Here is a 25,202-nt window from a genome sequence, read left to right on the forward strand (position 1 = left end):
CCGCCGGAATTGAGCCATTGGCGCGGGCGTTCGAACGGATAATATTGCGCCGCGAACATTTGGTGTTGTCCCACGTCCGAAGTGATGATGGCGGAATTACCGGTAACTTCGGCAAGTTTCTGCACGACATATTGCGGCTTGATGATTTCGCTGTCGTTGTCAAACCACAGGCAGTTGCGCGAACGCCATTCTTCGATGTTTTTCCACCATTTGTCCAAAGAGTCGGCGGCAGGTGCATCCTGCTTGCCCCACAAAGCAATCATTTCGGACAAGACGTTTTTCACGTCGCCGACAATCGGAATATCGACTTTGACGCGTTTGGCGATGCTGGACGGGTCAACATCAATATGAATGACTTTTTTGGCTTTTTCAAAGAATTTGGACGGAACGGAGACGACTCGGTCGTCAAAACGCGCGCCCACTGCCAACACGACATCCGCGTTTTGCATGGCGAGGTTGGCTTCGTAAGTGCCGTGCATACCCAGCATACCTAAGAATTGGCGGTCGCTTGAAGGGTACGCGCCCAGCCCCATCAGTGTGCCGGTACATGGTGCGCCCGTCATGCGGACAAACTTCGTCAGCTCTTCCGAAGCATTGCCCAATACCACGCCGCCGCCGAAATAAACGATCGGACGTTTGGCGGAAGCCAACATTTGGATGGCTTTTTTAATCTGCCCGATATGGCCTTGCACGACAGGTTGGTAAGAGCGGATAAAGATGTCTTCCTGCGGATAGCTGAATTTCGCCATCGCCTGCGTTACATCTTTGGGAATATCGACTACGACCGGGCCGGGTCGGCCGCTGGCGGCGATTTGGAATGCCTTTTTAATAGTCTCTGCAAGCTCGTTGACGTTGGTTACCAAGAAATTGTGTTTGACGCACGGACGGGTAATGCCGACCGTATCCACCTCTTGAAACGCATCCGTACCGATGAGCGAATTACCGACCTGTCCGCTGATGACCACCATCGGAATCGAATCGCTGTATGCGGTGGCAATGCCTGTCAGCGCATTGGTCACGCCCGGACCGGAAGTAACCAGCGCGACGCCGACTTTGCCGCTGACGCGCGCATACGCATCTGCCGCGTGTACCGCCGCCTGCTCGTGTCGGGTCAGGATGTGCTTGAATTTATTGAGTTGGAAAATAGCGTCGTAGATTTCGATGACTGCGCCGCCCGGATAGCCGAAAACGTACTCTACACCTTCGGCTTTGAGACTTTGCACTATGATTTGTGCACCTGATAATTGCATAATGACCTCTTTTATACGGCTTCAAACCAATAGGGGCAACCCGCCTCGCCACAGCACCTGTAATGCAAGCCCTCCAAGCAGCGGTTTAGGGTACGCGCATTGAAGGAACACGGCGACAGTCAGACTGTCCAATCAATTGGAATGAAACACAGAGTTTATGAATGAAAGAATGCAAACGATAACGCAAACCGCCTGTTCAATCAAGACAAAATCTTTCATCTTTTAACATTATCCGAATACCGAAAAGATTGAGTATTGATTTTTATAAAATAAATATTCGGGCATTCGGAATATATTAATGAAAATTGTTGACAGTTTTTATAGAAGGGGTCGTCTGAAACCCGTTTTATAGTGGATTAACTTTAAATCAGGACAAGGCGACGAAGCCGCAGACAGTACAAATAGTACGGCAAGGCGAGGCAACGCCGTACTGGTTTAAAGTTAATCCACTATACACTGTTTTCAGACGACCCTCAGGCTACCACCCTCCTCCTCCGGTTTCGCATTCTCTATAAACTTATTTCTCCCGTTTTGTCTATGCCCTCCGGCATGTTTTCCAAGAAGAGATGCAACAAATGATCAATCACCAAATCATTGGTGGTGCTGCAATAAGGCCTATTCGCATAATGTTCTTTGTGATGATGGTATTGGCTTTTGATAATGGCGGAATCCTGAACCATCAGCCGTTCCAGAAACGGGCGGAACAGATGGAATTTGATGGGCAAAGGAAAGCGGCTTTTAGGGAAATGGACTCGGACATTTAAGCCCATACTGCCCTTGTTTTGAGGGATAAAAAAGGCGGAAATCCGATATTCATGACTGTTCGGCGTGAAGTAATCGATACGCACCAAACCCGGGAAGGTAAATGCCGCATCGTTAACGGTAATGCCTTTGTCGAACAGCTTGTTAATCAATCCGTTTTGCTGTTGATTGAGACGATAATGCGTCACGAAACCACGTTCATGGTGGCTCTGGCTGATCTGCATGCTTTGTTTGCCGTTGTTGCGCAGCAGTTTGGCATGGATATAGCGTGTATGGGTCGGGTCGAGGAAGTTTTCGATGGCGTGGATAAAATCACCTTCCATATATCGGACGGCGTTGGCGGTTTCAAAACCTTCCGGCGCTTCAAAATCGGCATACGGTTCAAAAGGAATATCGGAAACCAGACAAACCCACACCCAATCGTCGTACTCTCGGCATGGAAACGTAGGAACACTCTCAGCTTCTTCACAAGCACACATCCCGCCGACAACAGTCAAAACTTTGCCTTGCGCGTCAAACTCCCAGCCGTGATAACAACATTGGAGTTTGCCCGAAACGATTTTGCCCGCACTCAGCGGCACATGCCGATGCGGACAGCAATCATCCATACAGGCTGCGTGTCCGTTCAGCCGTACCAATACCAGCTGCTGTCCCAACAATTCGCGATGAACGGGTTTGTCTTTCAGCTGCTTGCTCGGTATCAACGGATACCAAGCGCGTTTCATTTTTTCTATATTCATGGTTTGTGTCGTTTTATTTGATTGTGATGGCAAATCAACTTTTTCATGTTGATACACCTCTTTTGAAACTTACAGCATGGATTAACCTAGGCAGCTCTTGCGCTTATAGGGGCGGTAGGCTTTTCCATTAAAGCGGTAACGCGTTTCGGTGCAATATCCTGCATTGCCTTCTGTAACGGCGATATCGCGCAAACCGTTATGTTGTTTCGGTAAGATATTGATTCCATAGCCTCCGTCTTCCAACAAGACCTCTGATTTGCCGCGTCCGCTGGAGAGGATTTGGAATTCTGTCGATGCGCTACCGCCCATTGTGCAGACTGCGACGAAATATTTAGCGTCCTTTTTCGGGGAAAGCAAAAGGGGCGCAACGGCAAAATCACCGCATTCGTTTTGTATGGATTTGAACGCAGGCTCTACCTTCGCATTTGCGGAATATTGACGGAATGCCGGATTGCCCGATACTTCCAACGATATCGTTTCGGCGGATGCGGCCGCAGTGGCGGCAAGGCAGATGAGTAAAAACGTTTTTTTCATGATGTACTCCATGTTTTAAGTTCAATATTTATAGTGGATTAACTAAACCAAGACGGCGTTACCTCGCCTTAGCTCAAAGAGAACGATTCTCTAAGGTGCTGAAGCACCAAGTGAATCGGTTCCGTACTATCTGTACTGTCTGCGGCTTCGTCATCTTGTCCTGATTTAGTTAATCCACTATATGTTTACAGTTTGTATTTAATCAGGATTTTTTTGTAATACCCCTGGCTCAATGCGTGTAACAGCTTCCAAATAAGCCGGCGCGCAGGTCGGAGATGGGACGTATAGACCGCCATATATTCGATTTCAGGTACTGCGCCGCGTACCCTTTTGAAATCGGGCGCACCGGAACTGAAATTTAAAGGGACATCCGCTTCGATACAGGTTTGCATGGAACGCGTCATGCAGCGGCGGTATAAGGCATCACTTTGCGGCTTGGCATCATCGTAGCCGACGATGGGCGAAGTAGCGGCGCCGCTGTCGATGACCACGCCTGATACGCCGGCACTTTCACCGGTTTTGCCGTCACGCAGTAGAAATAAATTCAAGATATCGCGCGATACGGCTTCGCGCATAAATTCAGCGGTAAATTGTACGTTTTGCTTGGAATATTTGTTCAGATACAGGCGGTTGTACCAATGCACCGCCGCTTCAAAATCCGCATCAGGGCTGTCGGCACTCAAGCGCTCGAAAACATAACGTCCATCATTAAATATCTTGCGGTCGCGTTTGGTATTGGTTTTTGCCATGACTGCCTGCCAATCGTCCATAATGTAAACCTGCCGCGTCACAACCATTTTCCAACCGAGCTGTTCCAGCCGTTCAATCAAATCCTTATGCTGGCGCGGATTCAGCGAACGGACGGACAAAGCATGTTTCGGCCATTTTGCGACGGCGGCTTGGGTCAGCTTCGGCATTGGGGTCGTCTGAAAAGCCTCAGAGAAGCTATTGGTAGAAAGGCAATAATTGTTCAGCGTCACCATACGGTCGATCTGATTCAGCCGCAGAATGCCGCTTAACGCCGACAACAAACTCGCCGCAAGCATACGCTGCCCGCCGGGCAGTTTGACCAACTCGTCCTTCGCATAATCCACGATTGCCGAATGCGGCGACGCGGTATAGCAATTAGGCGTGATCCGGTTGATGACGGTACAGGGAATATCCAAACCGTCGATATTCAAAACCTCGGCGCGGGCATTCATATTGGCAAACAGGCGTTGCAGCGGAATGTCTCGGAACAATGCCGAAAATTCGTGGGACAGATCAGTTTTCATCGCCGTCAAACTCAATATCGAAAGTGCTGGCGCTGGTTAAAGGCTTATGATGCCGGATACTGCGCCACATCATCTCGCCCAATGCCAGCCATTGCGCATAGAAAGGCAAATCGGCAATCACATCATCGGCTCGGCGGAAGTCCTGCCAAAGCGCCGTCCATTTTCCCTCTTTCCAAGCCCGATAACCGAAAAGCAGCGGCAAGGTCGCACCGACCCGTAAAGGTTTGGACGGCGTGTTGTGTTTCCGTTGCTGCAAGCGCCCTGCTCCGTCAAATATCAAATCCTCGCGTAAAAGATGCAGGCCGCTGGTCGCGCGGGGGTTGCATTCCAACAGCCACAAATCGTTTCCGTCATCAATGAAGTCAAAAGCCGCCTGTCCGTGATACGCATTTTGCTCGGCAAATTTCGTCACAAATTCGTCCAAACGCGGGTCGGAAAGCGGCTCGAAATAGGTCGAGGCCGAATCGTTGAGCAGGTAGCGCGGGCGGTAGGCGGCATGCGCCAACACGCTGCCGTGTTCGCAAATCACATAATTGCACACCCCCTGCCCCGTAATGAAATCCTGCTGCACCCAAGGATAATCCGCACTGATATGGATGTTTTTCAGACGACCCTCCGTTACGCCGCGTATTACGGAACGACCGAAACGCGAATAAACAGGCTTCAATACCGTTTTCTTCACGCTGTCGTATCCGACCTCGCCGACCGACGTGATTCGGCGCGTAGCCGGAAAACGCACCGCCGTATCCTGCGGCATCCGCTCGAAAAAACGGAATTTGTCATGCAGGGTGAACAGCGTTTCATGATCCGGCATCCAACATTTGGCACGCTCCGATTCCGGCAAATCCAGCTTCGCCAAATAAAAAATATCTTCACAGGTCGGAATCACACAATCCGCCTGCGCCACCAATTCCGTCATAGCACGCGCATAGCCGGCGAAATCCAAACGCGGCGCGGGAATGCGGCGGTACTCGCCCAATCCGGCAAAAATGCCAACCGGGAAACGCAGGCTGTCGCAAAACACAACCTGATGTCCGCCGCGTTTGGCGAACCGCGCCCATTCCAGCGCAACGGGCGCGCGGGGAGAAGTAATGAGGATGTTCAATTTGTATTCCTGAAGCGTTTGGCTTTGCATCGATAATTTATGTCGTCAGAATGACAGTGTATCACATTGTCAAAAAAGGTCGTCTGAAAACGGGATGAACCGTTTTCAGACGACCTGCATACCTTACCCCAAACTCTCTGCCGCCTTTCCGATATGTCCTACGGAAAATAGGACGAATCAGTAAACAGCTTGCAAGCCGTTTCTTTGCTTCTCCACTCAAACTTTGCGGATAGTCAACTATGGTACTTATAGCCACTTGCCAGCATGTATGTTTTAAAACATAATGACCCCGCTTATCTATACCAGATGCTTCACAACAACAATACCATCCCTCAGCAAATCGCGCCCACCCTACTCTTCCGACAACATCCCCTGCGCGTTTTTACTGATGACACGTTACTCAAAACCGTCTGAAAACAAATGTTTGAACACTACGCTTTCTATCCGTGACAAGCGCGGAAAATGGTTTTATCCGACTGTTATCCAAGTGAGGACGCCTCCTCTTTAATTGAATTCCTTAAACAATTTCTTGCCGCTTCGCAGCCCGATGTCCCCTCCCAAACCGACTTCATCATAACGATGATTATGGTTTGACCGCTGCCTGCGTTACCGAAATTGCACCGATGGGGCTGAATTGCCCAAACTGTTGATTAAAAATAGCTTAGTGTGATGTGGACATCAGGTCGTCTGAAAACGTCTTCTGTCTTCGTTTTCAGACGACCCTTGACCCGCGCGACTCAACATCATGCGCTGTCACAACACGCCCCTTTTTATCGGTATCCATTGCTCAATGATGTTTACCGAAACCGGTTTTATTACAAAAAAACGAAAGGACTACCTCATGTCGGACAATACGCAACCCACGCGGCAGGGCTTGCCCTCGCTGCCGAAAAGCACGATTTGGATGCTCAGTTTCGGTTTTCTCGGCGTTCAGACGGCCTTTACCCTGCAAAGCTCGCAGATGAGCCGCATCTTCCAGACGCTCGGCGCCGACCCGCACAGCCTCGGCTGGTTCTTTATCCTGCCGCCGTTGGCGGGGATGCTGGTGCAGCCGATTGTCGGTTATTACTCCGACCGCACATGGAAGCCGCGCTTGGGCGGCCGCCGTCTACCGTATCTGCTTTACGGCACGCTGATTGCGGTCATTGTGATGATTCTGATGCCGAACTCGGGCAGCTTCGGTTTCGGCTATGCGTCGCTGGCGGCTTTGTCGTTCGGCGCACTGATGATTGCGCTGTTGGACGTGTCGTCGAATATGGCGATGCAGCCGTTTAAAATGATGGTCGGCGACATGGTCAACGAAGAGCAGAAAAGCTACGCCTACGGGATTCAGAGCTTCTTGGCGAATACGGGCGCGGTTGTGGCGGCGGTCTTGCCGTTTGCGTTCGCGTATATCGGTTTGGCGAATACTGCCGAGAAAGGCGTCGTGCCGCAGACCGTGGTTGTGGCGTTTTATGTGGGCGCGGCGTTGCTGGTGATTACCAGTGCGTTCACGATTTTCAAAGTGAAGGAATACGACCCGGAAACCTACGCCCGCTACCACGGCATCGATGTGGCAGCGAATCAGGAAAAAGCCAACTGGTTCGAACTCTTGAAAACCGCGCCTAAGGCGTTTTGGACGGTTACTTTGGTGCAGTTTTTCTGCTGGTTCGCTTTCCAATATATGTGGACTTATTCCGCTGGCGCGATTGCGGAAAACGTTTGGCACACGACCGATGCGTCTTCCGTAGGCTATCAGGAAGCGGGCAACTGGTACGGTGTATTGGCGGCGGTGCAGTCGGTTGCGGCGGTGATTTGTTCGTTTGTATTGGCGAAAATCCCCAACCAATACCATAAGGCGGGTTATTTCAGCTGCCTGGCTTTGGGCGCGCTCGGCTTTTTCTCCGTATTCTTCATCAGCAACCAATACGCGCTGGTGTTGTCTTACATCTTAATCGGTATTGCTTGGGCGGGCATCATCACTTATCCGCTGACGATTGTAACCAACGCCTTGTCGGGCAAGCATATGGGCACTTATTTGGGCTTGTTCAACGGCTCCATCTGTATGCCTCAGATTGTTGCTTCGCTGTTGAGCTTCATGTTGTTCCCGATGATGGGCGGTTTGCAGGCCAATATGTTCTTGGTAGGGGGCGTCGTCCTGCTGCTGGGCGCGTTTTCCGTGTTCCTGATTAAAGAAACACACGGCGGCGTATAATTTTCTTCATTTATCGGCAGGAGGGTCGTCTGAAACTTCTGCCGACGCTTTATTTGATTTAAGTAAGACGAACCGTATTTCAAAACGGTTTGCCATAAAACCATCAAAACAGGAGCTTTACGATGTATACAAGAATCATGGAAGTCAGCCCTTGGACGCTGCGTTCGGCAAAACTGGAAAAAGAACACAAACGGCTGCAAGAGAGCCTGACCAGCTTGGGCAACGGCTATATGGGTATGCGCGGCAGCTTTGAGGAAACCTACTCTGCCGACAGCCACTTGGGCACCTACATCGCCGGCGTGTGGTTTCCCGACAAAACCCGCGTCGGCTGGTGGAAAAACGGCTACCCCAAATATTTCGGCAAAGCCATCAACGCGCTCAATTTCAGCAAAGTTAAAATCTTTGTCGACAATCAGGAAGTGGACTTAGCGAAAAACGACGTTGCCGGCTTCTCCGTCGAACTCGATATGCAGCACGGCGTGTTGCGCCGCTCGTTCACCGTATTCGGCGTGCGTTTCGATGTGTGCAAATTCCTGTCCGTCGCGCAAAAAGAGCTGGCGGTTATCCGCTGGGAAGCCGTATCCGTTGACGGCAAAACCCACCAAGTCCGCATCGATTCCATCATCGACGCCGACGTGAAAAACGAAGATTCCAACTACGAAGAAAAATTCTGGCAGGTATTGGACAAAGGCGTTTCAGACGACCGCTCCTACATTGCCACCCAAACCGTCGCCAATCCCTTCGGCGTAGAGCAATTCATCGTCAACGCCGAGCAAACCTTCGCCGGCAGCTTCAAAGCCCTCGGCGGCAGCCAAACCGACTGGCAGGTCTCCAACTCTTTCGAAGCCGAAGTCGGCAGTACGCCCGAAACCTTTGAAAAACGCGTGATTGTTACCACCAGTCGCGATTATCAGGGCTTGGAAGCGGTGAAAGCCGCAGGCCGCGCCTTGTCGGAAAAAATCGCAGGCGTTGCGTTTGAAACCTTGCTGGACGCGCACAAAGCAGGCTGGCTGCACCGTTGGGAAATCGCCGACGTGGTTATTGAAGGCAGCGACGAAGCGCAACAAGGCATCCGCTTCAACCTGTTCCAACTGTTCTCCACCTACTACGGCGAAGACGCGCGCCTGAACATCGGCCCGAAAGGCTTTACCGGCGAAAAATACGGCGGCGCAACCTATTGGGACACCGAAGCCTATGCCGTGCCGCTCTACCTCGCACTGGCGGAACCGGAAGTTACCCGCAACCTGCTGCAATACCGCCGCAACCAACTGCCGCAGGCGCAACACAACGCGCGCGAACAGGGCTTGGCGGGCGCACTCTATCCGATGGTGACGTTTACGGGCATTGAGTGCCACAACGAATGGGAAATCACCTTCGAGGAAATCCACCGTAACGGCGCGATTCCTTACGCCATCTACAACTACACCAACTACACCGGCGACGAAAGCTATCTTGCCAAAGAAGGCTTGGAAGTCTTGGTCGAAGTGTCCCGCTTCTGGGCGGACCGCGTCCACTTCTCCAAACGCAACGGCAAATACATGATTCACGGCGTAACCGGCCCGAACGAATACGAAAACAACATCAACAACAACTGGTACACCAACACCCTCGCCGCATGGGTATTGGACTATACCCGCGAAGCCCTGGCGAAATACCCGCGTCCGGATTTGAACGTGGGCGCCGCCGAGCTGGAAAAATGGGCGGACATCAGCGCGAATATGTACCGTCCGCATGACGAAGAACTCGGCGTATTCGTGCAGCACGACGGCTTCCTCGACAAAGACATCCGCCCCGTGTCCGCGCTTTCGCCCGACGATTTGCCGCTCAACCAGAAATGGTCGTGGGACAAAATCCTGCGTTCGCCCTTCATCAAACAGGCGGACGTATTGCAAGGCATCTACTTCTTCGGCGACCGTTTCAACATGGACGAAAAACGCCGCAACTTCGACTTCTACGAACCGATGACCGTGCATGAAAGCTCGTTGTCGCCTTGTATCCACGCCATCCTTGCCGCCGAACTGGGCAAAGAAGAAAAAGCCGTGGAAATGTACCAGCGCACCGCCCGCCTAGACTTGGACAACTACAACAACGACACTGAAGACGGCCTGCACATCACCTCCATGACCGGCTCGTGGCTCGCCATCGTCCAAGGTTTCGCCCAAATGAAAACCTGGGGCGGCAAACTCAGCTTCGCCCCGTTCCTGCCGAGTGCGTGGACAGGTTATGCCTTCCACATCAACTACCGCGGCCGTCTGATTAAAGTCGCCGTCGGCAAAGAAAACGTCGTCTTTACCCTACTCAAAGGTGAGCCGCTCGATTTGCAGGTGTACGGCAAAGACATCACGCTCAACGGCAGCCACACCGTTGCGTTGGAAAAATAAGGAGGGCGCAAAATGACTTTTACCGCAGTCCTGTTTGACCTCGACGGCGTCATCACCGACACCGCCGAATACCACTACCGCGCATGGAAAAAGCTCGCCGAAGAACTGGGCATCAGCATCGACCGCAAGTTTAACGAGCAGCTCAAAGGCGTGTCGCGCGACGATTCGCTCAAACGCATCCTCGCGCACGGCGGCAAAACCGTCAGCGAAACCGAGTTCGCCGAACTGACCCGCCGCAAAAACGACAACTACTTGGAGATGATTCAGGCAGTCAAACCCGAAGACGTGTACCCTGGCATTTTGCCCCTGCTGGAAGCATTGAGGACAAACGGCAAAAAAATCGCCCTTGCGTCCGCCAGTAAAAACGGCCCGTTCCTGCTCGAACGCATGGGGCTGACCCACTTCTTCGACGCTGTCGCCGACCCTGCCGCCGTCGCGCATTCCAAACCCGCCCCCGACATCTTCCTCGCCGCCGCCGAGGGCGTGGGCGCAGACATCCGCCAATGCATCGGCATCGAAGACGCCGCCGCCGGCGTCGCCGCCATCAAAGCCGCCGGCGCCTTGCCCATCGGCGTGGGCAAAGCCGAAGACTTGGGCAGCGACATCGCGCTGGTGTCCGACACTGCCGAGCTGACCTACGCCTACCTGCAAAACGTGTGGGTACAGTCGGGCAGGTAAAGCGCGTCAGGTAAAGTTGTTAAGGAAGTAAAAAGGTCGTCTGAAAACAGGATAAACCGTTTTCAGACGACCTTTCGTTTATCTTGCACACAAATAAAATTTGCCGCAACGGTTTCAGAATGCGCGATCTCCTGTTGGAGCGAACTTTCAGAAGATTTTTTGCGAAACCTGAATGTAAGCCTGCGGCTTACCGCCCTCTCCCTAACCCTCTCCCACGGGGAGAGGGGACAAAATTGGCTGAAATCCAAAAATGGCTGGAGTTCGGTATCCTCAATCCCCTCTCCCCACGGGAAGAAGGTACAAATTGGCTGGAAATCCAAAGCATAGTTGGGTTTCAGCATCCTCAATCCCCTCTCCCCGTGGGAGAGGGTTAGGGAGAGGGCAGCGAACCGTCAGGTTTGCTTTTTAGCGATCGTTGGCTTGACGACCTCATCAACCCTGTCTCTCCAACATCCCTTGAAACCGCAACAATGCCAGCCATAAGAATCCTACGCCGATACAGCCCATGATCAGCATATGTCCCCACACGATTTCAATCCCTGCGCCGCGGAACAGGATGTCTTGCGAGAATTTGACGAACTGCGTCAGCGGCCAATATTCGCTGATCAGTTGCGCCGCGTACGGCATGTTGCTGCGCGGGGATGCGCCGCCGGCAAACAGGTTCATGACGATATACACCGGCAGCATCAGCATACCGAACTGTCCCATCGTCGATGCGAACGTGGCAATCATGATGCCCAGCGACGCCACCGAAAACAGGAACAACGCCAGCCCTACCGCATAAAGCGGCACCGAGCCGATGAGCGGCACGCCTATGCTCAAATGCACGATAAACCACAACGACGACAACGCCGCCACCCAAATCACGGCGGCATTTGCCAGCACTTTGCCCATCATTAGTTCGAACGCATTGACCGGCATCACCAGCAAATGCTCGATTGTGCCGCGTTCGCGTTCGCGGATAACCGCCGCCCCCGTCAATAAAATCAGCAACATACACGACATCGAGCCGATTTGCGAAGTCGGCATGAACCACGCGCTCTCGCCGTTGGGATTGTAATAAGTGTTAATGACGGGGCTGATTAACTCCGGCCGTGTCACGCCGGTGAATTCGTAAATTTCGCGGTTGATAATTTGCGAAAGATAAGACGCGCCCACCCCCGCCTGCGTCATCGACGTCGCATCAACCAAAAGCTGCAAATCAGGATTATGCCCCGCCGCCATGTCGCGCTGGAAATTGGGCGGCACTTCCAAAATAAAGGTGAACTCGCCCTTATCCATCAATTCGTCCGAATCCTCGCGCCGCACGTCCTCTACCGGTTTGAAAAACGGATGTTGCACGGCATCGCGGATACGCATGGACAAAACCGAACGGTCTTGGTCGATGATGCCGACGGTGGCATTTTTCAAATCCGCGCCCACCTGCGCCATCTGATAAATCGTGGCGGTAAAGATATACGCAATCAGCACCATCAGCACCGGATCAGTCAGCACACTGCGGAACTCTTTGAGCATCAGGGTCAGAATGTTTTTCAGGGTACGCATGGGGATTCCTGTTGGTAGATTGCTTTCTCAAAGGTCGTCTGAAAAATTGTCCGGCTGTTTTTCGGCTTTACAGCCTCTGTTTTCCCATTAAAAGTCCGACAGCAGGTTCGCCGTGCACACACAATAGAGTCTGTTTTTTCCTAAAAAATCCCGTCGAAACGCATCGGATAAAGTCAACGCGTATGGAATCAGCTACCACGTTGATTGGTCAATCCAACTCGTTTAGTCAGACCGACAATGTATAATTATGTTTGTCAAATAAGGTCTTTGGGATCAGCTTTGATTTCAGACGACCTATTTCATCAATCCAATCTAAGGAACTATGATGTCCGTCAAACCTTTACTGCTCTGCCTGCTTCTCGCTTCCCCTGCTGCTTTTGCCGGCAATCTATCCTGCCATGAAACCCCGAAATCCACAGGCAACTCCGAACTCGATGCCATCGTAACCCGCTACGAATGCCGTTACACCGGTTCGCTGCAACAAGCCTACTCCGCCTTTATGAGGCAAGGTTACAACGGCGAAGCGCCCTACCCTAAAACCGTTCCTTCCACCCTGCCGCGCAAAAACCTGACTCTAAACGGTAAAGAAAAAATGGACTGCGGCAACACGGAAAACGCACAACCCGAAACCTTTGAATGGTCCTTCAAACTGCGCCGTAAAAATCCCAATCATATCAATATGGAATACCAAAGTTTGGATTGCGCTTCAGGCGCTCATACCGATACGGAATTTAACCGCAACGGAAAAACCGTCAAAATCATTCACAAAGTTTACTCCTCATAAGCGGATAACATCCATATCGTGAAATTTGGCGTTTGCCGCATCATGGGTGGGACTACGGATAAACTGATACGAAATGGCAAACCCACTCCGTAGCAGTTTAATCAAAAGTTCCACTTATTCCGCCAGCGCCGCATCCACTGCCGCAAGCGCATGGATGGCGGTGCTGTCGAACACGGGCAGCGGGCTGTCGGTTTCGTTCACAAGCAGGCAGATTTCGGTGCAGCCGAGTATCACGCCCTGCGCGCCTTCGTTTTTCAGACGGCCTATCACGTCGTAAAAGTAGCGGGCGGATTCGGGGCGGATGTGGTTCAGGCACAGTTCGTCAAAAATAATGCGGTGGATTTCGTCTTGTTCGGCGGCGGTCGGAGCTATGGTTTTCACGCCCTGCGAACCCATGCGCTCAGTATAAAAACCGTCGCTCATGGTAAAGCGCGTGCCGAGCAGGCCGACGGCGGACAAGCCCTGCCGTTTGATGGCGGCGGCAGTGGCATCGACGACGTGCAGCAAGGGGATGCCGGCCGCCTGTTCGATGGCGGGGGCGACTTTGTGCATGGTGTTGGTGGCGAGCAGCAAAAAATCCGCGCCGCCCGCTTCCAGCTTCCGCGCGCTTTGCGCCAACACGTTTCCTGCCGCCGCCCAATCGCCGCTTTTCTGCAAACGGACGATTTCTTCAAAATCCACGCTGTCGAGCAGGATTTTGGCACTGCGGTTGCCGCCCAAGCGGCGGTTGGTCTCGCGGTTGATGATTTGGTAGTAGAGCACGGTGCTTTCGGGACTCATACCACCGATGATGCCTATGGTTTTCATGTTTTCTCCTGAAATTTAATAAATAAAGTCTGCAAAGCTCAAGACAAGGAAGCACATCCTACGGCTGTTGCGGCATTTCTTTTTCAAAACGGAAGAAATATTCAAACGCTTCATCTTGCCCCTCTGCTTGCGGTCTAGTGGTATCGGGGTGGTGCGGATTGAAAAACTCTACGATTTTAAAGCCGCATTTATTGACGTAGAAATGGATATTGCGCTTCTCAAAATACGGCGTATGCGTTTCCCACACGCGTACTTCGGGGTGCAGCCGCTCTATCGCCCGCCACGCTTTCCCGCCCAAGCTGCTCCCGTGTTTCTGCGGGAACATAAACAGTAAATCCAACGAACCGCACTCCGTTTCGGCATTGACGACAATTACCGCGCCGCCCGCTTTTTCGCCGTCGGCAACAATGTGATAACTCTCTGCTTTGGGTGCATTCATAGATTCTTCGATTTCTTCTCGGCTGATAACTTCTTCTCCGTCGTCCAAATCGTCTGCCACCGCCAATCTGAACGACTGCTGCAAGACGCGGATAAACTCGTCTTTTTCGTGTTCTTGAACGGGGATAAGGGTAATGTCAGTCATCATGTTCTCTTGTATCTAATGTGTGGAGTTAATCAATCCTAGCGCGTCAGCACGAAGCTGTCATCTATCAGCCGCCACACGTTTTCTGCGGGCGTTTGCGCCAATACGATGCTCAACCAATGTTCTTTGTTCATGTGGTAGGCGGGCAAGATGCCTGCCGTCGCGCGCCATGCGCCGATGTGTTCGGGGCGGCATTTGACGTTGACGATTTCCGTCATACCGCCCTCGCCTATGCCCAGTTTTTCAGACGGCACGGGCATATACAAACAAAACCATTTGCGGTTGCCCGTGTGGCGGAATACGGCAAAGTCGGGAGATTTCGCCCACGGATATTCCGCCGCCGCGCCGTAGCGTTCGGCCAGTCCATCAAACAGGGTTGCTCGGTTCATGGCGTTTCTTTCTTTAATAGTGGGCTAAGGTTCGGGGTGGACATCCATACCCGCCTGCCGAGTTTTCAGACGACCTCTCACTTCTCCTGCTTCTTCAACAACACACACGCCAAAATCAGGCTGGTGGCGGCAAAGGCGGCGATGGCGGCGTATTCATGCAGCAGATCGGCGGTGTGCAGCCCTTTGGTGAAGCTGCCGACGCTGACGGTGTAGTACCACGACGACGGGAAGGTTTTGCCGATAACCAGCGCGCCGCCTTCCATGGTGGACAGCGGGTAGATAAAGCCGGAATAGGTTTGCGCGGGAATCATGGTGATGATGGCGGTGGCGAAGATGGCGGCAAGCTGGGAGCGCACGAAGCAGGAAATCAAAAGCCCCAGCGCGGTGCTGGCGGACACCATCAAGAGCGTGCCGACGGCGAGTCCAGCAAACGAGCCTTTGAGCGGCACGCCGAACAGGTAAATAATCATCAGCATCATGGCGGCGAAATTGACCATGCCGACGGCGATATAGGGAAGCTGTTTGCCGATCAGATATTGCGCCACGGCGGCGGGCGATGCGTAGAAATTGGCGATGGAACCGATTTCGCGTTCGCGTACCACGCCGACCGCCGACATCATGGCGGGTATCATCATCAACACCAGCATCATCACGCCCGGGGCGATGGCGTTGATGCTGTCGAAATCCTGATTGTACATAAAGCGCGGTTCGATGCCGGCAGGGGCTTTGAGCGAAACGGGCAGCCCGCTTTCGGCGATGCGGTCTTTGGTGTAGGCGGTGATCAGGCTGCCGATGTAGCCGCGGATGTTGGTGGCGTTAAACGGCATGGAGCCGTCCACATAAAAACCGACTTCGGGTTTGAGCCCGCGCGCCAAATCGCGCCCGAAACCGCTCGGAATATCGATAACCAATATGGCGCCGGAGCTTTTGAGCACGGTGTCTATTTCGGCTTCGGACTGTATAGGCGGCTGTTGGAGGAAGTAGCGCGAACCGTCGAAATACTCGACCAGCTCGCGGCTGGCGGCGGTTTGGTCGCGGTCGTAAACGGCAAATTTCAGATTCCGCACGTCAAACGAAATCCCCCACGATACCGATGCCATGATAATCAGCGGACCGAACACGGCGAAAAACAGGCGGATTTTGTCGCGCAGGAGTTCTTTGGCTTCGCGGCGGGCGAAAGTCCAAATCATGGAGAAGCGGTATTTGAAGCTTTGGGTGTCGGGCGTTGCGGACGGATTTTCAGACGGCATCGGATTGTGTTTTTTGGGATCGTCTGAAAACTCGGAATGCCCGTTATCCGATGCCACTTCCGCGTGCATGGCTTGTGCCACAGTAGCCGTAGGTTGGGTCGAGATCCAACTTGTCGAATCCGAAAACATTGTTGGGTCTTGACCCAACCTACCTTGTTCGGAATACCCGTTATCCGATTCCGCCTCAATCAGATACTGCACAAACGCTTCTTCCAAATCCGGCGCATTCTGCCTTGCCGCCAGTTCGGCGGGCGTACCCACCGCCAGCACGCGGCCTTTGTGCATAAAGGAAATGCGGTCGCAGCGGGCGGCTTCGTTCATAAAGTGGGTGGAAACGAAAATGGTGATTTTGTCTTCGCGGGAGAGTTTCAGAAGATGCCGCCAAAACATATCGCGCGCGGCGGGATCGACCCCCGAAGTCGGTTCGTCCAAAATCAACACTTCGGGGTGGTGCAGGCAGGCGGCGGCAAGTTGCAGGCGTTGACGGATGCCCAGCGGCAGCGATGCAGGCGCGGTATCGGCAACGTCTGCCAAATCAAACTGTTGCAGAGCTTCTTCCACCGCCGCCGCGCCTTTAGCGCCCATCTGGTAGAGTCTGGCGTGCAAATCCAGATTGCGGCGCACGCTCAGTTCTTCATACAGCGAAAACGCCTGCGACATATAGCCGACGCGCATTTTCGTGTCCAAGCCGCCCGCGTCTATCGGCTTGCCCAACAGCGTGGCGTCGCCTTCGGTCGCTTCCAGCAGTCCGGTCAGCATTTTCATGGTGGTGGACTTGCCGCAGCCGTTGCTGCCGAGAAAGCCGAAAATCTCGCCTTTTTGAATGGTGAAGCTGACATGGTCCACGGCGGTAAAATCGCCGAAACGCTTAGTCAGCCCGTGCGCTTCCATCGCAGGCGGCGCATCGGGGTCGGGGACGAACGGCGTGATCTCCAAACCGCCCGAACCCTGCTGTTTCTCCGGCGGCAGCATTTTGACGTAGGCCTCTTCCAACACATCGGTGCCGTAGTCCGCCAGCACGTCGGCAGTGGGCTTGTTTTCCAGCAGCCTGCCCGCGTCCATCGCCAGCAGCCGCTCGAAACGCTGCGCCTCTTCAATATAGGCGGTCGCCACAATCACGGTCATGCCCGCGTGTTCCCGCCGCAAATCGTCCACCAGCGCCCAAAACTGGCGGCGCGACAAAGGGTCCACGCCCGTGGTCGGTTCGTCCAAAATCAACAAATCCGGGCTGTGCACCAGTGCGCAGCACAAACTCAGCTTCTGCTTCATCCCGCCCGATAGCTTGCCCGCCGCCCTGCCGGAAAACGGCGCAAGGCGGGTCGCCTCCATCAGCCGCGCAATCTGCCGCGTGCGTTCCTGCCCGTCCAAACCAAACAGCCGCGCGTGGAAATCGATATTCTCATACACCGACAAGGTAGGATACAGGTTGCGCCCCAAACCCTGCGGCATAAAGGCGATGCGGTGCGACAAGTCCCGCCGCACGTCCTTGTCCGCCATATCGCCGCCCAACACTTCCACCCGTCCGTCCTGAATCACCTTCACACCCGCCATCAGCGAGAGCAGCGTCGATTTGCCCACGCCGTCCGGCCCGATCAAACCGACCGTCGCGCCTTTCGGAATGTCCAGCGACACATCGTCAAGCGCAAGGGTCTTGCCGTAGCGGTGGGAAAGGTTTTGAATGGAAACGGTGTTCATGAAAACTTCTTTCGGGTCGGACAAGGGATTTTCAGACGGCCTCAAACGGGTACGAGGCCATCTGAAAACAGCTCGCGGGCTTCTTCGGGTTATAACGGATGATTTTGGCTGCGGTCGATTACTCTACCGTGTAACGCAAAATCGTTTTGAGCTTTTCCACGGCGGTGCGGTTCAGGTTGTTAAGATAAATTTCCCGATGGTAATCGCTGTTGCGTTTCAAGCCTTTCTCATTGCAGAAACCGTCCAATTTGGCAAAAGAGGCGGGTTCGTCGTCAAACGCGCCCTGATGCAGGATGCTCACGCATTTGCCTTCGGCCATCCGTTCAAACCGTATTTCGTCGTAAAGCGGATTCGGCTTTTTGACCCTGACCTTTTCCAATGCTGAAGCTACCATTTCTGCAGTAATAAAATCAGGCTGGCCTATCATAATGGTATAAACCAAGTCTTCTTTTACTAAGGTCCCCTGCGTTTTCCGGCGCCAAATCCCTTCCAAAGGATAAACGGTGAAATCATCGATCTCGCAACCGGCCGCCGCTTTCTTGTAATCCATTTTGACGGCGTAAGCCAAGGCATAAAGGGTCGAGACCCGTTCCGAGAAATCGGGAGCATTGGGATTTCCTTCTCCGTCTATCATGATGAAGGGCTGCGCGGGAACCTCCGTCAAAGTCGGAACCGCTTTGATGTTGTAACAAGCCTTTTGGGCTTTTTTCCATTCATATTTCATCTTGATTCACCTCCGTAAGCCAGGCCGCGTTTACTTGATCAGTTTCGGGCATCAGGCCGTTTAAAAAATGTAAAGCCGCCGTTTTTCAGACGGCCTTACTGGCAGGAAATTCGGGGCGTAAAACCAAAATTCGTAACTAAAATAAAATTCCACCACGTCTTTCGGCGAAAAATAACCGAATTCCCGCCCGTTTCCTTCAATTTCGCCGCTTACTGCATAACGCCAAAGCTGTTCCATCTCTTCGGGAATATAAAAATAATCGGGCAGCCGCAGGCCGGTGGCGGCAAATCTCTCCGCCACGCCTGCTTCAGGAAAAGCCTGCATCAAAACACGGATACCTTCATCGCCGATATGCTTGTCCGCCGTCTGGAAAAAACATGCCAAATCCTCATCGGATGCGGACGCTTCGCGGCTGAGAAAGTTAAACTCCTCGTGCCACATCTTTAAAAGCTTGTTCCCGGTCTTGCGCAATAGTTTGCCGTAAGTTTTTTGGTTTGGCGGACACCGTCTTTTTCCTCATGACCGATATGGTAAACCTCAATGTCGCATCCATCTTCCTCTGACAGATAGCGGACTTCATAAGCCTCGCCTGCCTTAGGTGTGAAAGAAGCGGCGACTCGGCAACTATAATGGTGATTTCTCGTTTGAGACGAAAATGCGCCGTCCAAAACCACAGGCTGATCCGCCGATACGACCATCTCGCGATAAGAATCACGGAAAACGAATCCGGTGTCTTTTTCCGTTTTACGGCTCAACTCGGTAGGCGGAATACCTATCGAAATATTCCTAACCTTACGCGGCAATCCGTTGACAAAACGACGGTTTACCGCGTTCCGTTTTGTTCCCTCCCATTTTGCGCAGTCCGTTTCAGGATAGATGCGGATCAAATCCGAACCATATGAACCATACGAGCGGATTTGTGCCTGACTGCCCGGATCAAAAACAACGTTTTTCTTCACAACCTGACTCTGCATCGAGCCACACGCCGACAACAGTAAAATAGAACCCCAAAGTACGACTGATTTCATTATTCTCTCCAAATTTTCAAAATATAGTGGATTAAATTTAAGTCAGGACAAGGCGACGAAGCCGCAGACAGTACAGATAGTACGGCAAGGTGAGGCAACGCCGTACTGGTTTAAAGTTAATCCACTATACAATTGTTGATAAACAAGATTCAAGCGTAGTCGGTTATCCCGAAAAGGTCGTCTGAAAAACCGTCCTACCTGTTTTCAGACGACCTCAATATCGCATATGCAATGACAAATACCGCCTGATTTATCTAAAGGATACAACGAACAAAGGTCGTCTGAAAACCGTTCCTGAAATTGAGGAAACCGATATTTTCAGACGACCTTAACGATATTGGAACCGATACGCTTAACAACGGCTTTTTTCAGTCAAATATCGGATACACGACTTGCCGCGCATTATTCCGCCAACCAAATCAGGCTGACCATGCGGCCGGTTTGTCCGTCGCGGCGGTAAGAGAAGAAAGTGTCGCGTTCCAAGACGGTGCAGTGTGTGCCGCCGTAGATCATGTCCACCCCTTCGCGGCGCAGAACCAAACGCGCCAGTGCGTAGATGTCGGCAAGATATTTACCGCCGCCGATGTCTTCGAATGCGTCCTCAGCTTCAGGCATGGGCGTACAAAATGCGTCGAACACGTCTTGTCCGACTTCAAACGCGTCCGCGCCGATGGCAGGGCCGAGATATGCCATGATTTCGACGGGCGCGACATTCATCGCGGCAATGGTGTTTTGCAGCACGCCGCCCGCCAAACCGCGCCAGCCGGCGTGTGCGGCAGCGACGACCGTACCGGCTTTGTCGCAGAACAAGACAGGCAGGCAGTCGGCAGTCATCGCGGCGCAGGCGGCTTTGCCCGTGTTGTCCACCGAAGCGTCTGCGTCGGGCGTGTTGCCCAATGCGTCGGCAGCGTTGACGACGATGGTGCTGTGGATTTGATTGAGGTAGGCAACAGGCAGCCCAACCTGTTCCTGCACGATTTCACGGTTGCGGCGCACTGCATCAGGATCATCGCCGACGTGCGAACCGAGGTTCAAACTTTGATACACGCCTTGGCTCACGCCGCCGTTGCGGGTGGTAATCAGGGTTTTCACGTTGGCGGGCGCAGGCCAATCGGCAGTCAGGAAATTTTTACCTTGCGGGGTGAGGTTTAAGGTTTCTGTGATGGTTTTCATGTTTTTATCTGAGTAAGGAAAGGTTTGAAAGAATGTGTCTATCGGCTTCGTATTAACGCATCTCTACGACTTCCAATAATTCTGTGTTTTCCAATCGGTAATAAAGGTCATAACCCCGACCATGCTTATCTTCTCCTTGATTGGGCAGGAAACTGATACAGGCAAATTCTTTATTCTCGGAAATATTGAACCAAATAGTATAGTTCCTCAAATCCGATTGATTCTGCAAATAACGATCAAATTCTTTTTTAGCCGCAGCCATTACCAATAACAAACTTCCATCTAATCTAAATAAATAATCAGATTCAAAAGCATCTCTCCAAACTTTTTCCTGATAACTCATGCCGGCACCTAAATCCTCTATCTTAAATTGACCATTCAGTATGGCAAGTAAGCTTTTTCAACCGTATCGCCTGAATATTCCCATCTGCCTTAGAAAGTAATCAAGGTCATTTAAATAATACAATTGCGTATTAACGCATCCCCACTACTTCCAATAATTCCGTATCTTCCAGTCGGTAATAAAAATTATAACCCCGACCATATTTATATAGTCCTCTATAAGGAATTTCAAAAAATATCCCGCCCACCATTTCATCTATTTTAGGTATCAAACTAATGCAGGCAAATTCTCCATTTTCGGAAATATTTAACCAAATAATATAGTTTTTCAGATCCCATTTACCTTGCGAATAACCATCAAATTCTTTTTTTGCAGCAGCAATTGCCAATAAAAAATTCCCGTCAATTTCAGATAAATCGTCTAATCTAAAAGCATCTCGCCAAACTTGCTCCTTATGACTCATCATCATCTCCTAAGTTATTTGTTTTCACGGGCAGTAAAATCATGGAAACGATGGCAGCTTTGGTGGCAAGTCGGTATGTTTTTTCAGACGACAAATTGCCGTAACCCGCCAGCCACTGCATTTCGCCGTCCATTTGTGCAAGATTTACCAAATCTGAAGAAGACATCTTAATCCCTCACATAAACCACTTCGACGTCGTAGTCGTCTTCGTTCCAATCATCATCGTCATCCGTGCCGAGTTTGTCCTGCCATTCTTCTTCGTTGCTCAAAGACGAATCCAACCCCGCTTCAAGGCGCAGGACGGAGAGCAGGTGGTAAATATCGTCGGGAATCGGGGCTTCAAAAGAGACGGTTTCGCCGGTTTTCGGATGGACGAAACTTAAGCGGTAGGCATGCAAAGCCTGACGCGCACCCAGACTTTTAACGGCTTCTTTTACCGGTTCGCTGCACGGATGGCGCAGGTTACCGTAAACAGGGTCGGCGGCAAGCGGGTGGTTGGCTTCGCGCATATGGACGCGGATTTGGTGCGTCCTGCCTGTTTCGAGCGAGCATTCGATGTAGCTGTGGGCAAGATAGCGTTCCAACACTTTGACATGTGTCACGGCAGGTTTGCCGCCGAATTTGACGACCGCCATTTTCAGGCGGTTGTGCGGATCGCGTCCGATTTGGGTTTCGATTTTGCCGTCAAAGGGAACAATGCCGTTGGCGACGGCGCGGTAAATGCGTTTGACCGTGCGTTCTTGAAGTTGCTGCACGAGGGAGTTTTGTGCGGGCAGGGTTTTGGCGACCACCATCAGGCCGCTGGTTTCTTTGTCTAGCCTGTGGACGATGCCCGCGCGCGGAATCTGGCTCAATTCGGGACAATGCGCCAATAAACCGTTGAGCAGCGTCCCCGTCCAGTTGCCTGCGGCGGGATGAACGACCAGTCCGGCAGGTTTGTTGACGACGATGACGGTATCGTCTTCGTACACAATATCCAAATCCATCGCTTCGGGTTTGAACGCGAGATTCTCTTCGCTCGGACGTACCGTTACGCTGATGGATTCCCCGCCTATCATTTTGTCTTTGGGTTGGGCGGGCTTATCGTTTACAATGACCGCGCCTTCTTTAATCCACGATGTCAGGCGGCTGCGCGAATAATCAGGCATGAGCTTTGCCAACACCGCATCCAGCCGCCCGCCCGCAAGCTCCAGCGGAACAGTCAAATTAACACAACTTTCTGCTTCGGGGGCTGACGTAAAGTCTAAATCGTCGCTATAATCGGCTTCATTATCAAAGGAAGTATTCTGCATGAAAAAAATTCTTTTAGTAGTTTCGTTAAGTCTGGCACTGGGTGCCTGTGCAAGCAATAAAGGTACGGTCGATAAAGACGCGCAAATCACACAAGATTGGAACGTGGAAAAACTCTATGCCGAAGCGCATGACGAGTTGAACAGCAGCAATTATACGCGAGCCATCAAGTTATACGAAATTTTAGAATCCCGCTTCCCCAACGGCCGCTACGCGCAACAGGCGCAGCTGGACACCGCATACGCCTATTACAAAGACGACGAGCCTGAAAAAGCCCTCGCCGCCATCGACCGCTTCCAGCGCCATCACCCGCAACATCCGAATATGGATTACGCGCTTTACCTCAAAGGCTTGGTTCTATTCAACGAAGACCAATCCTTCCTCAACAAACTCGCTTCACAAGACTGGTCCGACCGCGACCCTAAAGCCAACCGCAGCGCATACCAAGCGTTTGCCGAATTGGTACAACGCTATCCGGAGAGCAAATACGCCGCCGACGCAACCGAGCGCATGGCGAAACTGGTGGACGCATTGGGCGGTAACGAAATCTCCGTTGCCCGCTACTACATGAAACGCGGCGCCTACCTCGCCGCAGTCAACCGCGCCCAAAAAATCGTCGAGCGTTACCAAAATACCCGCTACGTCGAAGAATCGCTCGCCATGATGGAGCTGGCTTACAAAAAACTGGACAAACCCCAACTCGCCGCCGACACCCGCCGCGTCTTGGAAACCAACTTCCCGCAAAGCCCGTTCCTGCAACACCAATGGCAGCCGAACGACATGCCTTGGTGGCGCTACTGGCGTTAAGACTTGAAGTTTAAAGCATAGTGATACCGTATCGCCCTATGCTTTTCTGAAACCAAAGGTCGTCTGAAACTGAAAAATACAGTTTTAGACGACCTTTTTATGTTTCAAACAATCATTATTCGTGGGCAAAGCCCACGCTACCTTCCTGGTTATGATGGTTTTGGAGATCATTCATTGTATTATTTTGAACATACGAAAACCGGTTTGTTTTTTTTGATAGCAAACCAAAGCAAAGATAAGGTCATTCATAGTAATATTGATAATATGTGCTTTGACATTTAGATGAAGAGAAAGACGACTATGAAAATCTCAATAGATACAAGCAATCTAGATCAGTTTAAATTCTTGCTTAATACCTTGCTCCTAGGGAGAGTAACATCTCTATTGCAAAAGAAAGCAAATATTGACGATATAGAATATTTAATGTTTGGACCAAAGAGTATTGAACTTTTAAAATTGATTCCTATTGAATCCATATACTCAGATATTATTCACCAAGGCACGGAAATCGAAGATATAGCAAGTTTATTTCCTGATAAATTAGATGATTATTTGGAATCTATACAAAAAACAATATTAAATAACTATCAATCTATATCTCTATCCAAACAAGACCCAATTAACATTACCTTGTTGTTTGATAAGACTGAATATTTGGTTAAATGAATCATAGTAATCATATGGTAGCCGTAGCGTGGGCTTCGCCCACGAATCCCCAAACTAAAAAAGTCGTCTGAAACCCAACTTTCAGACGACCTTTTTATGTTTCAAGCAATCGTTATTCGTGGGCAAAGCCCACGCTACCGCTCCTACATCGCCTGACCGACTGCGACATTTCAAAAAATATAACGAATGCAAACAAAAGCCTCTATACCTCCATTCTCCGACCAAAGCTACAACCCGTAGCGTGGGATTCGCCCACGAATTCCAAAAATACAAAAAGGTCGTCTGAAACACAAACCTAGTTTTTCAGACGACCTCTCCACGACCTCACTCACTTCGGCAAATTTCAACGCAAACTTTACCAATCCAACCCATAATTACCTCCACCCGCGCAGGCAGGAATCCATCGGAAACCCTAAGAAACAGATATTCAAAAACAGTTGCCGAAATTCAAAAGTAGATTCCCGCCTGCGCGGGAATAATGGCAAACAAATATCCCGTCGGATACAGTTATCCCAACCTACACCGACAACCCAAAATCGTCTGAAATCCACCGTAGCGTGGGCTTTGCCCACGAACCCCACAAATATAGTGGATTAACTTTAAACCAGTACGGCGTTGCCTCGCCTTGCCGTACTATCTGTACTGTCTGCGGCTTCGTTGCCTTGTCCTGATTTAAATTTAATCCACTATACAAAAAGGTCGTCTGAAACCCAACTTTCAGACGACCTTCTTTCTAA

Annotated in this window: 24 protein-coding genes and 3 pseudogenes; 8 read left to right on the forward strand and 19 right to left on the reverse strand. The window is 51.6% G+C overall.

Going from position 1 to position 25,202, the window contains the following annotated elements:
- A partial coding sequence (ilvB, locus tag HMPREF1028_RS06430) for a biosynthetic-type acetolactate synthase large subunit (protein WP_009312014.1) occupies nucleotides 1-1,250 on the reverse strand: 1,250 nt, incomplete at its 3' end.
- A gap of 347 nt (nucleotides 1,251-1,597) precedes the next feature.
- Between ilvB and HMPREF1028_RS14650 the strand changes: the two are divergent.
- Nucleotides 1,598-1,705 (forward strand): annotated as a pseudogene (locus HMPREF1028_RS14650) (IS5/IS1182 family transposase); the annotation flags it as partial.
- Nucleotides 1,706-1,759: 54 nt separating this feature from the next.
- Here HMPREF1028_RS14650 and HMPREF1028_RS06435 read toward each other — a convergent pair.
- The 4 genes from HMPREF1028_RS06435 to HMPREF1028_RS06450 all read right to left on the reverse strand — a co-directional run bounded on the left by HMPREF1028_RS06435 (nucleotide 1,760) and on the right by HMPREF1028_RS06450 (nucleotide 5,665).
- Entirely contained in the window at nucleotides 1,760-2,752 is a 993-nt protein-coding gene (locus HMPREF1028_RS06435) for a Rieske 2Fe-2S domain-containing protein (protein ID WP_009312015.1), read from the reverse strand.
- Between the two features lie 81 nt (nucleotides 2,753-2,833).
- Nucleotides 2,834-3,286 carry a hypothetical protein gene (locus HMPREF1028_RS06440; RefSeq protein ID WP_009312016.1) on the reverse strand — a complete coding sequence of 151 codons (453 nt, stop codon included), beginning with the start codon at nucleotides 3,284-3,286 and terminating at the stop codon, nucleotides 2,834-2,836.
- A gap of 185 nt (nucleotides 3,287-3,471) precedes the next feature.
- The gene (locus HMPREF1028_RS06445; RefSeq protein ID WP_009312017.1) at nucleotides 3,472-4,560 is read right to left on the reverse strand and encodes a GNAT family N-acetyltransferase; all 1,089 of its coding nucleotides are present in this window, start codon (nucleotides 4,558-4,560) and stop codon (nucleotides 3,472-3,474) included.
- Nucleotides 4,550-5,665 (reverse strand): carbamoyl-phosphate synthase large subunit, encoded by a 1,116-nt coding sequence (locus HMPREF1028_RS06450; protein ID WP_232203813.1) that lies wholly within the window; start codon nucleotides 5,663-5,665, stop codon nucleotides 4,550-4,552. The genes HMPREF1028_RS06445 and HMPREF1028_RS06450 overlap by 11 nt, the downstream gene beginning before the upstream one ends.
- 841 nt (nucleotides 5,666-6,506) lie before the next feature.
- Between HMPREF1028_RS06450 and HMPREF1028_RS06455 the strand changes: the two genes are divergently transcribed.
- The 3 genes from HMPREF1028_RS06455 (at nucleotide 6,507) to pgmB (ending at nucleotide 10,918) form a co-directional block, all read left to right on the forward strand.
- Nucleotides 6,507-7,859, forward strand: coding sequence for an SLC45 family MFS transporter (locus tag HMPREF1028_RS06455; protein ID WP_009312019.1), 1,353 nt, complete (start codon nucleotides 6,507-6,509; stop codon nucleotides 7,857-7,859).
- A gap of 122 nt (nucleotides 7,860-7,981) precedes the next feature.
- Entirely contained in the window at nucleotides 7,982-10,240 is a 2,259-nt protein-coding gene (locus HMPREF1028_RS06460; protein WP_009312020.1) for a glycoside hydrolase family 65 protein, read from the forward strand.
- A 12-nt stretch (nucleotides 10,241-10,252) separates the two neighbouring features.
- Complete coding sequence (pgmB, locus tag HMPREF1028_RS06465) at nucleotides 10,253-10,918, forward strand: beta-phosphoglucomutase (RefSeq protein ID WP_009312021.1); 666 nt, start codon at nucleotides 10,253-10,255, stop codon at nucleotides 10,916-10,918.
- A 432-nt stretch (nucleotides 10,919-11,350) separates the two neighbouring features.
- Here the strand turns inward: pgmB and HMPREF1028_RS06475 are convergent, their stop codons facing one another.
- A complete protein-coding gene (locus HMPREF1028_RS06475; protein WP_009312023.1) occupies nucleotides 11,351-12,463 on the reverse strand; it encodes an ABC transporter permease in 1,113 nt (370 codons plus the stop codon).
- A gap of 325 nt (nucleotides 12,464-12,788) precedes the next feature.
- Between HMPREF1028_RS06475 and HMPREF1028_RS06480 the strand changes: the two genes are divergently transcribed.
- Nucleotides 12,789-13,247 (forward strand): hypothetical protein, encoded by a 459-nt coding sequence (locus HMPREF1028_RS06480; RefSeq protein ID WP_009312024.1) that lies wholly within the window; start codon nucleotides 12,789-12,791, stop codon nucleotides 13,245-13,247.
- A 114-nt stretch (nucleotides 13,248-13,361) separates the two neighbouring features.
- Here HMPREF1028_RS06480 and HMPREF1028_RS06485 read toward each other — a convergent pair whose 3' ends face one another.
- The 7 genes from HMPREF1028_RS06485 to HMPREF1028_RS06515 form a co-directional block, all read right to left on the reverse strand.
- Nucleotides 13,362-14,054 (reverse strand): aspartate/glutamate racemase family protein, encoded by a 693-nt coding sequence (locus HMPREF1028_RS06485; protein ID WP_009312025.1) that lies wholly within the window; start codon nucleotides 14,052-14,054, stop codon nucleotides 13,362-13,364.
- Between the two features lie 58 nt (nucleotides 14,055-14,112).
- The gene (locus tag HMPREF1028_RS06490; protein WP_009312026.1) at nucleotides 14,113-14,637 is read right to left on the reverse strand and encodes a hypothetical protein; all 525 of its coding nucleotides are present in this window, start codon (nucleotides 14,635-14,637) and stop codon (nucleotides 14,113-14,115) included.
- A gap of 38 nt (nucleotides 14,638-14,675) precedes the next feature.
- Nucleotides 14,676-15,026: an MmcQ/YjbR family DNA-binding protein gene (locus tag HMPREF1028_RS06495; RefSeq protein ID WP_009312027.1), complete on the reverse strand. Its 351-nt coding sequence runs from the start codon at nucleotides 15,024-15,026 to the stop codon at nucleotides 14,676-14,678.
- A 77-nt stretch (nucleotides 15,027-15,103) separates the two neighbouring features.
- Nucleotides 15,104-17,971 carry a ribosome-associated ATPase/putative transporter RbbA gene (rbbA, locus tag HMPREF1028_RS06500; RefSeq protein ID WP_009312028.1) on the reverse strand — a complete coding sequence of 956 codons (2,868 nt, stop codon included), beginning with the start codon at nucleotides 17,969-17,971 and terminating at the stop codon, nucleotides 15,104-15,106.
- A gap of 118 nt (nucleotides 17,972-18,089) precedes the next feature.
- A complete protein-coding gene (locus tag HMPREF1028_RS06505) occupies nucleotides 18,090-18,695 on the reverse strand; it encodes a GyrI-like domain-containing protein (RefSeq protein WP_009312029.1) in 606 nt (201 codons plus the stop codon).
- A gap of 60 nt (nucleotides 18,696-18,755) precedes the next feature.
- A complete protein-coding gene (locus HMPREF1028_RS06510; protein WP_009312030.1) occupies nucleotides 18,756-19,136 on the reverse strand; it encodes a hypothetical protein in 381 nt (126 codons plus the stop codon).
- A 2-nt stretch (nucleotides 19,137-19,138) separates the two neighbouring features.
- Nucleotides 19,139-19,723 carry a hypothetical protein gene (locus tag HMPREF1028_RS06515; RefSeq protein ID WP_009312031.1) on the reverse strand — a complete coding sequence of 195 codons (585 nt, stop codon included), beginning with the start codon at nucleotides 19,721-19,723 and terminating at the stop codon, nucleotides 19,139-19,141.
- A 4-nt stretch (nucleotides 19,724-19,727) separates the two neighbouring features.
- On the opposite strand from HMPREF1028_RS06515, the pseudogene HMPREF1028_RS14655 reads away from it, so the two are divergent.
- Nucleotides 19,728-19,859 (forward strand): annotated as a pseudogene (locus tag HMPREF1028_RS14655) (IS5/IS1182 family transposase); the annotation flags it as partial.
- A 266-nt stretch (nucleotides 19,860-20,125) separates the two neighbouring features.
- Here HMPREF1028_RS14655 and pgeF read toward each other — a convergent pair.
- The 5 genes from pgeF to rluD all read right to left on the reverse strand — a co-directional run bounded on the left by pgeF (nucleotide 20,126) and on the right by rluD (nucleotide 22,994).
- Nucleotides 20,126-20,896, reverse strand: a complete 771-nt coding sequence (pgeF, locus tag HMPREF1028_RS06520) for a peptidoglycan editing factor PgeF (RefSeq protein ID WP_009312032.1) — start codon at nucleotides 20,894-20,896, stop codon at nucleotides 20,126-20,128.
- A gap of 52 nt (nucleotides 20,897-20,948) precedes the next feature.
- Nucleotides 20,949-21,239, reverse strand: a complete 291-nt coding sequence (locus HMPREF1028_RS06525; RefSeq protein WP_003755517.1) for a hypothetical protein — start codon at nucleotides 21,237-21,239, stop codon at nucleotides 20,949-20,951.
- A gap of 130 nt (nucleotides 21,240-21,369) precedes the next feature.
- The gene (locus tag HMPREF1028_RS06530; protein WP_009312033.1) at nucleotides 21,370-21,702 is read right to left on the reverse strand and encodes a hypothetical protein; all 333 of its coding nucleotides are present in this window, start codon (nucleotides 21,700-21,702) and stop codon (nucleotides 21,370-21,372) included.
- A complete protein-coding gene (locus tag HMPREF1028_RS14660) occupies nucleotides 21,692-21,868 on the reverse strand; it encodes a hypothetical protein (protein WP_009312034.1) in 177 nt (58 codons plus the stop codon). The genes HMPREF1028_RS06530 and HMPREF1028_RS14660 overlap by 11 nt, the downstream gene beginning before the upstream one ends.
- 1 nt (nucleotide 21,869) lies before the next feature.
- On the reverse strand, nucleotides 21,870-22,994 hold the full coding sequence (rluD, locus tag HMPREF1028_RS06535) for a 23S rRNA pseudouridine(1911/1915/1917) synthase RluD (RefSeq protein WP_036529295.1): 1,125 nt from the start codon (nucleotides 22,992-22,994) through the stop codon (nucleotides 21,870-21,872).
- Here rluD and HMPREF1028_RS06540 point away from each other — a divergent pair.
- Nucleotides 22,993-23,799 carry an outer membrane protein assembly factor BamD gene (locus HMPREF1028_RS06540; protein ID WP_003755523.1) on the forward strand — a complete coding sequence of 269 codons (807 nt, stop codon included), beginning with the start codon at nucleotides 22,993-22,995 and terminating at the stop codon, nucleotides 23,797-23,799. The two genes, rluD and HMPREF1028_RS06540, sit on opposite strands and share 2 nt — an antisense overlap.
- A 300-nt stretch (nucleotides 23,800-24,099) precedes the next feature.
- Nucleotides 24,100-24,465, forward strand: a complete 366-nt coding sequence (locus HMPREF1028_RS06550) for a DUF3969 family protein (protein ID WP_009312036.1) — start codon at nucleotides 24,100-24,102, stop codon at nucleotides 24,463-24,465.
- Nucleotides 24,466-25,045: 580 nt separating this feature from the next.
- On the opposite strand, the pseudogene HMPREF1028_RS14665 reads toward HMPREF1028_RS06550, so the two are convergent.
- Nucleotides 25,046-25,156: pseudogene (locus HMPREF1028_RS14665) on the reverse strand (IS5/IS1182 family transposase); the annotation flags it as partial.
- Between the last annotated feature and the right edge of the window lie 46 nt (nucleotides 25,157-25,202).

The organism is Neisseria sp. GT4A_CT1, from assembly GCF_000227275.1.
Classification (GTDB): Bacteria; Pseudomonadota; Gammaproteobacteria; order Burkholderiales; family Neisseriaceae; genus Neisseria.